A 15,572-nucleotide genomic window follows, 5' to 3' on the forward strand; every position below is an offset into this window, starting at 1 on the left:
GCAAGTTAATCAGGGGATATTATTGGTATATTATATTTAACACAATTTAACTTACTGATGCTCTATTTGTTAAATCGGGTCATGGTTAGTTCGGTACCGGCTGTGGCAAAGCTCTTTATCATTTCAATAGAGCGATCTATCAGCGCGGGTAGTTCGGGTTGTTCGTCATCATCAAAGCCGCTCAATACATAATCAACCTGGCGGCCTTTAGGGTAGTTATCGCCAATGCCAAAACGCAGGCGGGCGTAATTGTTGTTACCCAGTGTAATTTCAATATGCTTTAAACCGTTGTGGCCGGCCGCGCTGCCTTTAGGCTTAAGGCGCAGCGTACCCAGCGGTAAAGCAAGGTCATCAACCAGTACCAGTACATTTTCAACGGGTACTTTCAATTCGTTCATCCAATGATTTAAGGCCTTTCCGCTCAGGTTCATGTAAGTGGTAGGCTTTATCAGGTGCAGTGCACGCCCTTTGTATGATACTTCGGTATAATAAGCGTGGCGCATGATGTTAAATTTGGCACCTTCCTGCTTTGCCAGTTCATCCAGTATCATAAAACCAATGTTATGGCGCGTGTCGGCATATTCAGGGCCTATATTTCCTAAACCTACTATAAGATATTTCATACAGTTGTTGTGCTTGGCACTATCGGACAGTTATTAGTTAGCATAGTTAACAATACAAGAGACGGCTGAAAAAACATTATGTTACACTTTCGCGTACATTTTTATTGTTTTTTTTATCGTACTAAACATTACGCGCAAATGGTTTTATTGGGGTTTTATGCCGCAAAAGTAGCTCTTTGTATATCGGGGAATGGTAAATGCCACGTAATATTATTGTAGCAATACATTAAAAAATCAGAGACAAAAAAACAGCGGCAGAAAAATTCTGCCGCTGTTAATCACGTTAAAAAGGTGATAACACCTTAAAATATTATTTTTTACCTGCTGCTTCTTGTTCAGCCTGACGTAATGCACGTGAAGTAGTTACCGAAACGATAGTATCTTCTTTAGCATTAGTGATATACAGGTTATCTAACTTAAGGTCAGATACACGTACTGATTTACCAACTTCTAAACCTTCGATGCTCACTTCGATAAAATCCAGGTGATCTTTAGGTAAAGCTTTGATACGCAGTTTACGTAATTTTTGAACTAATTTACCACCCATTTTAACACCCGGAGAAGTACCGGTTAATTTAACAGGGATTTCGATAGTTACCGGTTTATCCTGATCAAGCAATAAAAAGTCAACGTGTAAAAGTTGCTCAGTTAATGGGTGAAACTGGATGTCTTTGATGATAGCTTGTGATTTAACACCGGCAATATCAAGATCGATGAAATGAACAACCGGGGTATAAACTACGGCTTTCAAATCAGCTGCGGATACTGAAAAGTGGCTTTGAGTTGCACCACCGTAAAGTACTGCCGGAATCTGGCTCAGATAACGCAGCTCTTTAGCATCTCTTTTCCCTACGTTCTCTCTCGGAGAACCGCTAATAGCAAATGATTTCATTTTTAATTATTTATTGTTATTTATTTAAAGCCTCGCCCCAATCTCTCTCCGCCGGAGAGGGACTAAAAGCAAGATATTTTTAATCTTCTTTATCAATCACTGACCATTGACTATTCACCAATGATCACTGACCAAATTAGTCTACCTTAAAAAGCTGGCTTATTGAGCCGTGTTCGTTAACGTTCATTATCGCTTTCGCAAACAGATCGGCAGTTGATAATACCCTTATTTTATCGCTATGGCGTTTCAAAGGGATAGTATCAGTAACGATCAGCTCTGTTAAAGCAGATGCTTCGATGGTTTCGTAAGCCTTGCCCGATAATACCGGGTGCGTACAAACCGCTCTTACGCTGCGTGCGCCACGTTCCATAATTAAACCGGCAGCTTTTGACAGGGTACCCGCGGTATCGCAAATATCATCTATCAATACAATGTCCTGATCGGTAACATCACCAATAACGGTCATCGATTCAATTTCGTTGGCACGTTTACGGCGTTTATCGCAAATAACCACCTCGGCGTTAAAAAACTTAGCGAAGGTACGTGCGCGGTATGAGCCGCCCATGTCCGGCGAGGCAATAGTTAAATTACCAAGGCCAAGGCTTTTAATATAAGGTACAAATATCACGGCGGCATCCAGGTGATCAACCGGGATGTCAAAAAAGCCCTGTATCTGCGCGGCGTGCAAATCCATCGTCATGATGCGGTTAATGCCGGCTGCTACCAAAAGGTTTGCAACCAGTTTAGCGCCAATGGCCACACGTGGCTTGTCTTTCCTGTCCTGCCTGGCCAAACCGAAGTAAGGGATAACCGCGGTAACATAGTGAGCAGATGCACGGCGGGCCGCGTCAATCAGCATCAATAGTTCTATCAGGTTATCAGAAGGCTGGTTGGTTGACTGGATAAGGAATACATCGCTACCGCGAACCGATTCGTTAAAGTGTGGTTGAAACTCGCCATCGCTGAAACGTGAAAGAATTACTTCACCAAGATCACGCCCGTAACTGGCCGCTATTTCGGTAGCCAACTCTTTTGAACCTGAACCGGAAAATAATTTAACCGGATTAAATTGTAAAGGCATTTTATTTCGGATTTCGAGTTTTCATTTCCGGATATTTTTAATGCCCCCGAAACTGATGTGCTAAATTTACCAAACCTATAAAACACAATTCGGATTTCGTTTTTCTAAATCCGGCATCTAAACCGACGTTAAAAATCGAAATCCGAAGTTGAATTTTGTTGCCCGACCAGGATTCGAACCTAGACAAACGGTACCAAAAACCGTCGTACTACCATTATACTATCAGGCAATCTCCGCTCCGTATCATTGCTTCTGCGAAGGGAATGCAAATGTAAGACGTTTTTTTAATTCTCAAAAGTAATTTTTAAAAAAATATTCGCCCCTATGTTATGTGCTGAAAATGTGCGTTAAAAAATGTTAACGGAGTAGATTTTTTTAGTTCATACTAATAGTTTTGCTAATTTCGTCAGCTTATAAATATGTTTCGTATTTGTATTTGAACAGATGAATTACAACAAGCTCAACAACATTTTCGGCTGGGCAGCCTTCCTGATTGCCACCGTAACGTACATTTTAACACTTGAACCCTCTGCCAGCTTTTGGGATTGCGGCGAGTTCATAGCCTGTATTTACCGCCTGCAAGTGGCCCACCAACCCGGTGCTCCATTGTTTACCATGATAGGTAAAGTGGTATCACTACTATCATTCGGTGATAATACCAAAGTGGCCTATTATACCAACATGGCATCGGCACTGGCCAGCAGCGCGACTATTTTGTTCCTGTTTTGGACCATTACCGCGCTTGCCAAAAAGCTACTTGTAAAAAAACTGACCGACCTTACCAATACCAACCTTATATTAATAATAGGTTCGGGTTTGGTAGGCGCATTGGCTTATACTTTTTCTGATACCTTCTGGTTTTCGGCTGTTGAGTCGGAAGTTTACGCGCAGTCGTCACTGTGTACTGCCGTAGTATTTTGGGCCATATTGAAATGGGATGCCCATGCCGATGAGCCTTACGCCAACAAATGGATCGTTTTTATAGCCTACATTATGGGCTTATCAATAGGTATCCACTTACTTAACTTACTGGTTATACCGGCCATAGCGTTGGTTATTTACTTCCGCAAAGCTAAACAGGTTACTACTAAGGGTACCATTTACTGGTTCTTGGGCGGTATTGTGGCTGTAGCATTTGTACTGTGGGGTGTTATCCAGTTCACGGTTAAAGGCGCTGCCTTTTCCGATCTGTTATTTGTAAACACACTTGGCCTGGGCTTCGGCACGGGTGCCATCGCTTTCTTTGTATTACTGATCGTGTTGATCACTTCGGGTATATATTATACTATTAAACCTGTTAAAACTATCATATTGGTTACCGCGGCCAGCTTTGTATTGCTTGCGGGCATCAGCGGTGGTGTTATAGGTATTATAGTTGCAGCAGCTGTTGTCGCTTTGTTAGAGTATGTGGTAAAAATTCGCGAGAAGCGTTTTGCCCTTAACAGTTTCCTGGTTTGTTTGGCCTTTATCCTGTTCGGTTACAGTTCGTTCGTGATGATCGTTATCCGTGCTAAAGCGGGTACTAACTTAAATAACAGCGATCCGCAGGATGCCTTCGCCCTTAACGGTTACCTTAACCGCGATCAGTATGGCGATACTCCTTTATTGTTCGGCCAATACTTCGATTCAAAACCGGTTGACCAAAAAGACGGCGCAAACATCTACCGTCGTGGTAAAGATAAATATGAAATTGCAGGCAAAAAGGTAGTTACCGTTTATGACAGGAACACCATTTTCCCGCGCATGTTCAGCGATAAACCGGGCCATGCGGCGTTCTACCGCGACTGGACACATCTTGGCGAAGGCGAACAACCATCGTTAGGTACCAACCTTAGCTTCTTTATGAGCTGGCAGGTAACGCAAATGTATACCCGCTACTTTTTATGGAACTTTGCCGGCCGCACCAACGAAATGGATGGCCAAACCAGTTCTACCGGTATCGATGGTAACTGGATAAGCGGCTGGAATTTCAGCAAACCGCTGCCATACTCGGTAACCGAAAGTAAAACATATAACCGTTTATTCTTCCTGCCTTTAATATTGGGCTTATTAGGAGCGGTTTACCATTTCCGCCGTAATCAAAAAGATGCCGGTATTGTAGGTGTGCTGTTCTTCTTTACGGGTTTGGCCATTGTGCTTTACCTTAACCAGGATCCATTACAACCACGTGAACGTGATTACGCTTACGCGGGTTCTTTCTATGCCTTTGCTATATGGATAGGTTTGGGCGTATTGTTCCTGGCCGATCTGCTAAGCAAAAAGCTGAATGCAAAAACGGGCGCTATTATAGCTACAGTAGTATCATTACTGGCCGCGCCGGTATTAATGGCTAACCAGGAGTGGGACGATCACAACCGTTCAACCAAACTTACCCCGCACGATATGGCTTACAACTACCTTAACTCGTGCGCGCCTAACGCTATATTGTTCACCTACGGCGATAATGATACTTACCCGCTTTGGTATTTACAGGAGGTGGAAAATGTTCGTCCGGATGTGCGTATTGTGAATTTGAGCTTGCTGGGAACCGACTGGTATATCCGCCAGATGAAAGTAAAGATGAACGAATCGGAGCCGTTGCCTATCACCATGCCTAACGAGAAATTTGTGGCCGGTGTGCGCGATGTGATCTATTACAGCGATAACCAGGTACAAGGTCCGGTTGAGCTGAAAGAGGTATTTGATTTCATTACATCAGATGATGACCGCACCAAGGCAGAAACCAACAGCGGCGAAAAAATGAACTACCTGCCAACTAAGGATTTCAAAATTACCGTTAGCCCTGATGACGTAGTAAAATCAGGTACTGTACCTGCCGATAAAAAAGACCAGATATTACCTGCCTTAGAGTGGAAATACCCGGGCAACTACGTTACTAAAGATAACTTAGCCCTGCTGGATATTTTGGCGCACAACAACTGGAAACGCCCGATATATTTTTCGGTAACAGTAGGCAGCGATAACATGATAGGCCTCGACCGTTATTTATATAACGAAGGTTTTGCTTACCGCCTGATGCCATTAAAACCCGATACCAGCGCACAAGCTTTAGAGAGCACCAATACTTTAAAGATGTATGATAACATGGTGAACAAGTTTAAATACGGCAACCTGAAAAAAGCCAGCTACCTTGATCACGAGTCGTTAACGATGTTCTACCCGCTGATCAGCCGTTTGTTCCTGAATTTGGCCGATGACCTGGCTAAAGAAGGCCGCACAGATCTGGCTAAGAACGCTATCAAAAAATCGGAAGAGGTATTACCTACTACCATTCCGGTAACTGAGGTGGCTATCCGTAAATATTACATGATTGAGGTTGCTTACCGCACCGGCGATATTAAAACAGGTAACGCCCTTGCCGAGCAGATTGACAGGTATTTGGATAACCTGTTAACATACAACTACGCGCTGATACAAAAAGGCGAAACCGATACCAATAACCGCGATATACAATTATCAATGTCGTTATTGAATGGGTTGATCGGTTTAACGAAAGACTTTCACCAGGCGGCCCTTAACAAAAAGTATGGCGACCAGTACAAAGGTTACGAAGCTAAATTTGGCTTAACACAAAGGCCGCAATAATAGCAGCCTGCATAATAAAAAAGAGCGATCCGGTTTGATCGCTCTTTTTTTGTGCTTTAAGATCTTTAAAACAGGGTAATACCCGCGCTGAAGCCTAACCAGCCTTTTAGGTTATTATTAAACTTAACGGGTAATAATTTATCGCGGGTGATCTGTGCCTGCTCGGTAGGCGCTTTGGTATCGCCCAAATCATGATACAGGGTGAACGACGGCCCGGCGAAGAAACTCACCTTCGGACCGGCTTTTATATTCAGCAAGGCGCTTACCCGGTTAAGCTGGTGCTGATTTTTCCAACTACCCGATCGCAGCGTTATTGATGAAGCTTCGGCCGATAATACCATGTTCTTATTCAAAATAAAATCGTGCCCTATGGCCAATCCGTAGCTGAAATATCGTACGCTATCGGTAAGGTTAGCGCCGCCTATGAGACGGGTATATAGTTTTTTATTACCGCTTTTGTAAGAGAGATTAGTGCTGAAGGTTTCATCGGTATAAGCAGATAGTTGGTGATATCCATTTTTTGAGAAACTGATCAGGCCAATGGCGCAGCCATCCAATGTATCGGCAATGTTCACTATACTAAAATGCACGCCCTTCATCGTCCGGGCCTTGTTAAAAAGGCCGGCCATTTGAAAGCCTTTGGCTTCGCCCCCGGTAATATTGCCAATACCCGCTATTTGAAAACCCTTGCTGTTTTGTTTGGTGTAGTTCAGTATCCCAGCCATCTGCGCCCCTGTAATAATTTTAGATGTATTGAGCACACCCGCCACTTGCACGCCGCTTACACTATCCTTAACCCGGTTAAGTACGCCGCTCATTTGCACGCCCGATAGTTTTCCTCTCACTACATTGTACACACCCGCCGCCTGAAAGCCTTTTACATCCTTATAAACATGGTTGCCCACACCAGCCAATTCAACACCGCGCACATCGCCACCTACTAAATTGAGTACACCGGCTGCCTGCACCTGCTTTACGTCGCCTTTATCAATATTGAACACCCCGGCCAGCTCAACACCGTTCACCCCGGCTGTATAGCCGCCAATAATATTCAGCGATAAATGATTAACCAGTTGCGAGCTCATCATTCCCTGCGAACTAAGACCGGGCGTAAGTGAGGTTTGCACCGGAACGCTGCTTACAAAGCCACCAAGATTAATGCCCTGTATCTTTTGTTTTGATGAGATAAACAGTCGCCCAAACCAACCGCGTTCCAGTTTACTATAGGCAGTATCGGCACTGTAATAATAATGGCTGCGCGGCTTGGAGTATACAGCGATATCGCTCAACAGGTTTACGCTGGTATCGCGGTACATCTCTTTACTAACCGTGAGGGTTAAGGCACCGGCATGTTTTATTTTCAGTTTGAAAAACCCGTTCTGATCGGTAAGGGTGGATATGAGCAGGCTTTTTTCGTACACGCTGGCGTTGGCCAGTTTCTTCCCCGTGTTATCATCAACCACATACCCGCTAATGATGTACAGGTTATCGGGCGTGCCCACGCTATCCGGGTATACCGAAAGACGATAAGGTGCAGGGCGCAATATGATGTAGCCCGGGGTTTCTTTATAATCAACCTTGCCGTTAAACAGGTCATCGAGCAAAGTCCTTACCGTTTTGTTACTTGCGGATACGGTCACCACGCTATCGGTAGCCACCAGGTTGTTACCGTAGGCAAAGTAAAAACCGCCCTGCTCGCCTATAATGGTAAGCAGATCGGCTATTTTTTTGCCTTTTATATTCACCGTAATATTACGGCTGAGGTTATTTTGCGCCAGTACGCCGCATGTACAAAAAGTACATACGGCTATTAATGCCCGGCGACACAGTTGTTTAAGTTTTAACATTAGCTGAGGCAAATGCCCATTATCTTTTCTGAATAATTATTTTATCACCCTGTTTTACTGCCTTGGTAAGCAATGCATCGTTGATCACCTTTAACCCGCCTGCCAGCGAATCATAATTTAAAGTGGCCGTAAACGGCTCTTTACCCAGGCGCTTATCGGGCACTACAATGTTTACATTATAGGCCTCGTTTAGCACCTGCGCCACACGCCATAAAGGGGTGTTGTTAAAAATGAACTTGCGTGTGCGGTAGTAATTGTACAGTTCATCGGTACGCAGTGCTTTATCGTACTTAGCCGAACCGTTGTTAATGGTCACGCTCTCTTTAGGTTTCAGCCTGATCACCAGTTTCTTTTTAATTACCTGTACAATACCTGTAGCTACAATTACCTCGGTTTTGTTACCTGTACCTTTAATGTTGAATGATGTACCCACCACCTGCACCAATACATCGTTCACCTTTATCATAAAAGGCTTGCTTTTATCATGGGCGATGTCAAAAAACGCTTCTCCTTTTTTTAGCCTAACCTCGCGGATATCGCCAGTAAACTTTTCGGGATAGCTCAATGCCGAATTTTTATTCAGCGTGATAATTGAGCCATCGGCAAGGGTATCGGTAATGGGTTTATCAATGGTTTGCAGGGTAAGCATCATTGGTTTGCCCGGTTTTAACAGGGTGTACAGCAAGGCGGCGGCACCCAGTATCACTATCCAGGCGGCGGCTATACGCATCCAGCGGTTACGGCTGGCGTGCATCGGTTTCACTACCGCGGTTGCCATATCCTGCCTGGCAGCTAACTGCCTGAACGCGGTCCACGATTGATCGGCATCCAGCTTACTTTCTGTTTTAAGGGATTTGCTGGTATCCCATATCAGCTTAAAATGATCGAAACGCTTGCGGTTCTCTTCATTTTCGGCAATCCACGCAGCAATGGCTTCACCCTCTGCCGCGGTGGTTTCGCCTAACATATATTTTGCCAATAACTCGTCCATCATATTCAATGTTTTTATATACTTCTACTGATCAACCAAATAATTACCGGCAGATAATCAACCAATTTTAAGCGCAGCGTTTTGAGCGCCTTACCCATTTGGGTTTCTACCGTTTTTATAGAAATGCCCAACTGATCGGCAATTTCCTTGTATTTCAAATCCTCAAACCTACTTAGCTGAAAAATGGTACGGCATCTTTCGGGCAGTTCGTTCAAGGCTTGCTGTAGTTTCTCTTTCAGGTCAAGCAGTTCCATACCTGCATCTGTTTCACTATCCTGTTTCATGGTATAAGCTACGTGGCTTTGGTGATTGATCTTTACTTTTTGGTGGCGCAGGTGGTTTAAGCACTCATTATACACGGCGCCGTACAGGTAAGCCTGTATTGAGCCGCTGAGGCTAAACCGTTCGCGGCGTTCCCATAGTTTCAAAAAAACATTCTGCACCATTTCGGCGGCGGTATCTTCATCCTTCAGCATATTGATGGCGTACACATGCAGCGGCTTTAAAAAGTATTTGTATACTCGCTCAAAGGCCGGTTCGTCGCCCTGCAACAGCAAAGGGATCAATTGTTCGTTATCCGGGTTCAATGTGTTAATTGTTTGAGGTTAGCACGTGTATTATATTTCTATACGGTAGTTGATGGTAGGCACCATGCCTATCCATTTGTTTTTTTCAATGATGCGTTTGCTTTGGTTATACCATAAGCCGGTATTATTGCGCCTGTTAAGCACGTTCTGGATATCCAGCAAAATAAAATGCGTTACCCTTTTACCATTAATGCGATAGCTTGCCGAAAAATCCATACGAATATAAGGATCGGCAGATAATGTGTTGATGCGTGCCTGGTTAATGATCTGTTCATCTTTTTCAAATGATTCGGCCACCAGTATAGGCGAATACTTTCTGCCGCCGGCGTAAATGAATTTGGCATTCAGCCCGAACATATTTTTGTCGCTTTTACCCACGGCCCACTCTTTACCGGCCAGCAGGTTGCCTACATAACGGGTATTGTAAGTGGTGTTAAATTCCTGTCCGCTTAAGGCTTTAAACTTTGAATCGAACAGTGAGGAAGTGATGATAAAGTAATAACCCTTACTTAACGATTTTTCCAACGACAACTCCAGTCCATAGTTCTTACCGGTGCCTTTGTTTACCAGTGAACGATAGTCTGACGAAGCGATACCGATATTATCCGACTCGTTCAGCAGCGAATAATTGATAGTTGGATCGCTGGAAACGGGCACATCATACAGGTGCTGATAGTAAACCTCACTCTTAAATTTCAGGTTGCCGCTAAACAGCTTCTCATAACCCAAAACCGCCTGTGCCGATTTGGTGGGCGTAAGTTTGCCATTGACCTGCTGCTGTGCCGGTGTTGCCGATTCATCCTTAGCGAAATAGAACGACAAGGGCTCCAGCCTGCTATACAAACCCGCGCCTACCGAAATTTGCTGATCGGGAGTTAGCTGCCAGTTTAAGCCCACTCTCGGTTCAATGCTCCAGGTTTTGCTAAGGGTAAAGTAATTGGCGTGCACACCGGTGTTAACGGTAACGTTACCGCCAAACTCGTGCTTGTTTTGAATGTAGCCATCAAAAGTGCTGGTGTTGCCTTTTTGGTCTATAAGTTCTTTCAGTCCATTTTGCTCCTTTTTGTATTCGAGCGCGTAAAAGTTGTAGCGTAAAAAGCCCGCGTTTACCCCGGTGCGGATGGTGTTGTTACTGCTCACCCTGTAGTTAACCGTACCGGCATAACGCACCGCCGAATTTTCGAACCGGTTGGTGCGGTACAAACTTGGCTGAAAGGTATTGGTTAGCGTATCCGTTTTGTAGGCGCTGCGGCTGTTGGAGTACGATATGATATTGTTGATATACAACTTGCTGTTGGCGATAAATAAATGCTTTAAACCCGCGCTGCCTGCACGATAACTGTAGCGATTATCGTACGCGTCAGAGCGCTCTTCCCATTTGCTTACATCGCGTTCGGCATCATTGTTAAGCGCGCCTAAGCCGCCCACACCGAAAAGCGAGAAAGTACCCGCCTTTTTTGTAGGCACCACAAAGTTGAAGGAAAGATCCTGGTACTCGGGCACACCGGCATCTGATATTTCAACCCCTGCTTTTTTCAATAAGCCTAACGATGAGTAGCGGTAGCTGACCAAATATGAAGCATTGCCGCCCTTTTTAAACGGCCCTTCTAATGTTAGGCCTGCACCCAAGGCACCTACGTTTAAGGCATATTCGCGTTTATCGGTATTGCCTTTACGAAACTTAAGATCAAATACGCCCGAATTGGCATTGTTATACTCGGCAGCCAGGGCGCCGGTATAAAAATCGGATGTACCCAGTACGGTAGTGTTCAGCATGCTTACGCTGCCGCCCGCCGCCCCTTCGTTGGCAAAATGGTTGGGGTTGATGATCTCGATACCTTCCAATCGCCATTGCAGGCTCTTGGGCGAATTACCCCGTACAATGATCTCGTTATTATCGCCCCCGGCAACTACACCCGCGAAACTTTGCGCCATACGTGCCGGATCAAAAAACGCCCCGGCATAACGGTTGGTTTCCTCCGGCGAGAACGACCTGCCACTGGCCATTGCCATTTCGTTAAGCGGCCGCTTGCCCGATGTGCCGTTCACCCGAACCTCGTTAAGTTGGGTGCTCAGTGGTTCGAGTTCTACATTGAGTACCGATTCTTTCCCGGTGGTTACCAGTATTTCGGCAACAACTGCGGTTTGGTAGCCCATGTAGCTTACTTCTACCACGTGCCTGCCAACCGGCACACCTGTTATACGAAACACGCCATCAATATTAGTGCTTGTAGCTTTTAACGGCTGTACGGTGTTTAACCTTATGGTAACCCCGGGTAGTGTAAGTTTCGAATCTTTATCGGTTACGATACCCTTAATGGTTTGGGTAAATTTGGTTTGTGTTGAGTCGGTTACCTGCGCTTTTACCTGCGTGACAAGCACCAGTAAAAACAGCATTATCAATTGAGTGATCTTTTTCATTGTGATTAATTTCCCCTAAAACACGCTTGCAAAGGTTTACCCTTACGCGGGTTATAAATTTTTTTTTGATGGGGATCAACTCACCCGGTCTACGCTTCGCTGGACCGCCCTCTCTGCTTCGCAAAGAGGGCTAAAAAAACATACCCTTCTTTCCGCTTGCGGAGAGAAGGGTGACGAGCGAAGCGATGTCGGGATGAGTTAATGTATCGATGATATTTACTATTCAGGTAAACCTTCTCACCCCAAATGTTAACGTTTGTTAAACAATTATTTACCGGCCGGTAAAGCCTTTATATTTAGGCTGCTTTAGCAAATACCTTAACCCGAATAATTAACTGCCGCATGCGTTTACTGTGTACACTTTTGTTGTTACTCCTTTCTGCCCGGCTTTTTGCACAACGTGTAACCGGCCTGGTGATCGATAGGGTTACAAAGCAGCCATTAACCTACGCCAAAATAAGTTCGCCCAAGTTGTTGGGGTATACCAATTACGCAGGCTGTTTCAGCATTAAGCCCAAACCCGGCGATACCGCTTTAATCACCCTGCCCGGCTACAAGCCCTACCATTTAATTATCGGTTATAAAAAACAGGATACCATTAGGATCTATATGGAGCAGATCTCCATTATGCTGAAGGGCACCACCATCAGTAAACGGCGCGATTTTACAGCCGATTCAATGCAGAATCGCAAAGATTTCGCGGCGGTGTTCGCACATAAAGAAATGGGGATAAAAGATGCCTTTATCGCCCATCATTATAACCCGTATCTGCCTTACGATCAAATTTCATCGCCCAATACGGCTACCTCAATTGTAAGCGTGAATGTGCTGTCGGTAATAGGTTTCTTCAATAAGAACAAGCAACCGGTAACCAAACTGCAAAAAATACTGCTCAGCGAGGAGGAAAGCACTTTTGTTGACCACCGCTTTACCAGGCAACGTGTAAGCAATATCACCTCGCTCAAAGGCGACTCGTTAAGGGTATTTATGGACCGCTACCGCCCGGCTATCGATTCGGTAAAAGAGATGACGGATTACGAACTGCTGCTCTACATTAAAAAATGCTACGCCAGCTACCGTACATCAACCGAAAAAGCTACCTCACCACTATTTAAAGAATAACATGTTCAGAAACTACATCAAAACAGCTTTTCGCAGCCTGCGTAAAAACAAAGGGTTCACCTTTATCAACATTATGGGGTTAACCCTGGGGATAGCCAGCTGCCTGCTTATTATATTTTACGTGGTAGATGAGTTAAGCTACGACAAGTACAATACCCATGCCGACCGCATTTATCGTGTTAACGCCGATATTAAGTTTGGCGGCAGCGCATCGTCAAATGCTATTACCCCGCCACCGCTTTCGGCAGCTTTGATGAGTAATTTCCCGGAAGTTGAAAAGGCTGTGAGGATGTACCATGATGTAGGCGTACGTGTAAAAAAATCGGGCGAGAGCATACAGGAAGATAAGGTTGTGTATGGCGATGCCGGTTTGTTCGATGTATTTACGCTGCCCTTTGTTGAAGGCAATCCTAACACCGCGCTGGCCGAACCGCATACCGTGGTAATTACTGAAGCTATGGCCAAAAAATATTTTAACGATACACATGTCATCGGCCAAACGCTAACGGTAAATGATACCGCTGTATATAAGATAACCGGCGTTATGCAGGATATCCCCGCACAATCACACTTTAATTTCGATTTCTTTTTTTCGATGGCATCCCGCCCCGAATACAGGAGTACCGACTGGTTTACTTACAGCTGCGGCACTTACATTTTGCTAAAGAACGGTGCCGATGCGGCTAAACTGCAAGCCAAGTTCCCGGCACTGATCAGGAAAGCGACCGAGAACCAATCGGCAGAAATGGATATGGCGGCTTTTGAAAAAATGGGTAACTACTTCCGGCTTAACCTTACGCCGCTTACCGAGATCCACCTGCAATCAAACCGGATGTATGAGTTGGGCGTGAACGGCAATATGCAGTACATCTACATATTTTCGGCCATCGCGCTGTTTATATTGCTGATAGCCTGCGTAAACTTCATGAACCTTTCCACCGCACGTTCGGCCAACCGGGCCCGCGAGGTGGGAGTACGTAAAGTGCTGGGCTCACCGCGCAAGTATTTGGTGGCGCAGTTCCTGTCCGAATCACTTATCGTAACACTTTTCGCTACGCTGATAGCCATTTTGGCAGCGTGGATATTGCTGCCATATTTTAATGATATATCGGGCAAAACGCTCTCTATTAATGCACGCACATTAGCATGGCTAATCCCATCGGCCTTTGTTGGCGTGCTTGTTATCGGGGTATTGGCGGGGGCGTATCCGGCGTTCTTCCTATCGGGTTTTCAGCCTATCAATGTATTAAAGGGGAAGCTTTCGACCGGATTTAAGGGCGGTGGTTTGCGCAGCTTTTTGGTGGTGTTCCAGTTTTCGATCTCTATCTTCCTGATCATCGGCACGCTCATTATTTACAATCAATTGCAATACATCCAAAACAAAAACCTTGGCTTTAACCGCAATCAGGTACTTACCATAAAAAATACGCATGTGCTGGGCAGCCAGGCTAAAATATTGAAACAGGAAATTAAACAGTTACCCGGGATATTAAATGCTACGCTAAGCGGCTACTCACCCACCAACGGCGTCCGCAACCCCGATGGCGTTTTCAGTCAGCCCGATCCTGCACCTAAAAATGCTTTATTTACTGAAATTTGGCCTGTTGACGAAGATTACCTGCCAACTATGGGCATGAGCATGGCCAGTGGCCGCAATTTTTCAAAAGATCTGGCCAGCGATTCGGCCGGGATTATTATTAACGAGGCCGCGGCAAAAATGCTGAGTTATTTGAATGATCCGCTTAATAAAAAACTGTACCGCCCCATTAACGAGCATATAAAGGAGTACCACGTAATAGGCGTGGTGAAAGATTTCAACTTTGCATCCTTACGCAACAATGTGAGCCCGGTAGTGATGGTATTTACCGAAGATAACGGCGCGCTCAGCATCCGTGCCAACGCCGCAAATATTACCGGCCTACTAAGTACTCTCCGGGCCAAATGGAAAACCCTTTCGCCCGATCAACATTTTGATTATTCGTTTATGGATGAAGATTTTGATGCCCTTTACCGTTCCGAGCAACGCATGGGTAAGCTGTTCATCGTGTTTACTTCACTGGCGATTATTATTGCCTGTTTAGGTTTGTTCGGCCTGGCTGCTTACGCTGCCGAACAGCGGAATAAAGAGATCAGCATCCGTAAAGTTTTGGGCGCAAGCATGGGCGGCATTGTGGCCATGCTGTCAAAAGATTTTATTAAGCTGGTGCTCATAGCCCTTGTAATTGCCGCGCCTTTGGCCTGGTTGTGCATGCAGCAGTGGCTACAAGGTTTTGCTTACCGCACCAATATACAGTGGTGGGTATTCGCGCTGTCGGGCGCGGGAGCTATCGCGATAGCTTTTGTAACTATCAGTTCGCAATCATTAAAAGCGGCATTGGTGAACCCTATAAAAGGTTTGCGGAGCGAATAGCTTTAGCCGGCAT

Annotated in this window: 10 protein-coding genes and 1 tRNA gene; 3 read left to right on the forward strand and 8 right to left on the reverse strand. The window is 45.1% G+C overall.

Annotated features, from left to right (window positions below):
• Positions 1-62 precede the first annotated feature (62 nt).
• From pth to ABD894_RS19640, 4 genes are all read right to left on the reverse strand, one after another.
• Positions 63-623, reverse strand: coding sequence for an aminoacyl-tRNA hydrolase (gene pth / locus ABD894_RS19625; RefSeq protein WP_345212776.1), 561 nt, complete (start codon positions 621-623; stop codon positions 63-65).
• A 310-nt stretch (positions 624-933) separates the two neighbouring features.
• Positions 934-1,515, reverse strand: coding sequence for a 50S ribosomal protein L25/general stress protein Ctc (locus ABD894_RS19630; protein ID WP_345212777.1), 582 nt, complete (start codon positions 1,513-1,515; stop codon positions 934-936).
• Positions 1,516-1,651: 136 nt separating this feature from the next.
• Positions 1,652-2,596 carry a ribose-phosphate pyrophosphokinase gene (locus ABD894_RS19635; RefSeq protein ID WP_345212778.1) on the reverse strand — a complete coding sequence of 315 codons (945 nt, stop codon included), beginning with the start codon at positions 2,594-2,596 and terminating at the stop codon, positions 1,652-1,654.
• 158 nt (positions 2,597-2,754) lie between these two features.
• Positions 2,755-2,825, reverse strand: a tRNA-Gln gene (locus ABD894_RS19640).
• Positions 2,826-3,040: 215 nt separating this feature from the next.
• On the opposite strand from ABD894_RS19640, the gene ABD894_RS19645 reads away from it, so the two are divergent.
• A complete protein-coding gene (locus ABD894_RS19645) occupies positions 3,041-6,181 on the forward strand; it encodes a glycosyltransferase family 117 protein (protein WP_345212779.1) in 3,141 nt (1,046 codons plus the stop codon).
• 65 nt (positions 6,182-6,246) lie between these two features.
• On the opposite strand, the gene ABD894_RS19650 is transcribed toward ABD894_RS19645, so the two are convergent.
• From ABD894_RS19650 to ABD894_RS19665, 4 genes are read right to left on the reverse strand one after another with little or no spacing between them, the layout of a single operon-like run.
• Positions 6,247-8,028, reverse strand: a complete 1,782-nt coding sequence (locus ABD894_RS19650) for a carboxypeptidase-like regulatory domain-containing protein (RefSeq protein WP_345212780.1) — start codon at positions 8,026-8,028, stop codon at positions 6,247-6,249.
• Between the two features lie 19 nt (positions 8,029-8,047).
• Positions 8,048-9,022: a FecR domain-containing protein gene (locus ABD894_RS19655; protein WP_345212781.1), complete on the reverse strand. Its 975-nt coding sequence runs from the start codon at positions 9,020-9,022 to the stop codon at positions 8,048-8,050.
• Positions 9,023-9,033: 11 nt separating this feature from the next.
• Positions 9,034-9,606, reverse strand: coding sequence for an RNA polymerase sigma-70 factor (locus ABD894_RS19660; protein ID WP_345212782.1), 573 nt, complete (start codon positions 9,604-9,606; stop codon positions 9,034-9,036).
• 30 nt (positions 9,607-9,636) lie between these two features.
• Positions 9,637-12,027: a TonB-dependent receptor domain-containing protein gene (locus ABD894_RS19665; protein ID WP_345212783.1), complete on the reverse strand. Its 2,391-nt coding sequence runs from the start codon at positions 12,025-12,027 to the stop codon at positions 9,637-9,639.
• A gap of 342 nt (positions 12,028-12,369) precedes the next feature.
• Between ABD894_RS19665 and ABD894_RS19670 the strand changes: the two genes are divergently transcribed.
• On the forward strand, positions 12,370-13,149 hold the full coding sequence (locus ABD894_RS19670) for a peptidase associated/transthyretin-like domain-containing protein (RefSeq protein WP_345212784.1): 780 nt from the start codon (positions 12,370-12,372) through the stop codon (positions 13,147-13,149).
• A 1-nt stretch (position 13,150) separates the two neighbouring features.
• Entirely contained in the window at positions 13,151-15,559 is a 2,409-nt protein-coding gene (locus ABD894_RS19675) for an ABC transporter permease (RefSeq protein ID WP_345212785.1), read from the forward strand.
• Positions 15,560-15,572: the final 13 nt, after the last annotated feature.

Source organism: Mucilaginibacter gynuensis, from assembly GCF_039541195.1.
Taxonomy (GTDB): Bacteria; Bacteroidota; Bacteroidia; order Sphingobacteriales; family Sphingobacteriaceae; genus Mucilaginibacter; species Mucilaginibacter gynuensis.

Bases quoted from the DNA above. Each gene is read 5' to 3' on its own strand.
- pth (WP_345212776.1), bottom strand. From the start codon at position 623: ATGAAATATCTTATAGTAGGTTTAGGAAATATAGGCCCTGAATATGCC.
- ABD894_RS19630 (WP_345212777.1), bottom strand. From the start codon at position 1,515: ATGAAATCATTTGCTATTAGCGGTTCTCCGAGAGAGAACGTAGGGAAA.
- ABD894_RS19635 (WP_345212778.1), bottom strand. From the start codon at position 2,596: ATGCCTTTACAATTTAATCCGGTTAAATTATTTTCCGGTTCAGGTTCA.
- ABD894_RS19645 (WP_345212779.1), top strand. From the start codon at position 3,041: ATGAATTACAACAAGCTCAACAACATTTTCGGCTGGGCAGCCTTCCTG.
- ABD894_RS19650 (WP_345212780.1), bottom strand. From the start codon at position 8,028: ATGTTAAAACTTAAACAACTGTGTCGCCGGGCATTAATAGCCGTATGT.
- ABD894_RS19655 (WP_345212781.1), bottom strand. From the start codon at position 9,022: ATGATGGACGAGTTATTGGCAAAATATATGTTAGGCGAAACCACCGCG.
- ABD894_RS19665 (WP_345212783.1), bottom strand. From the start codon at position 12,027: ATGAAAAAGATCACTCAATTGATAATGCTGTTTTTACTGGTGCTTGTC.
- ABD894_RS19670 (WP_345212784.1), top strand. From the start codon at position 12,370: ATGCGTTTACTGTGTACACTTTTGTTGTTACTCCTTTCTGCCCGGCTT.
- ABD894_RS19675 (WP_345212785.1), top strand. From the start codon at position 13,151: ATGTTCAGAAACTACATCAAAACAGCTTTTCGCAGCCTGCGTAAAAAC.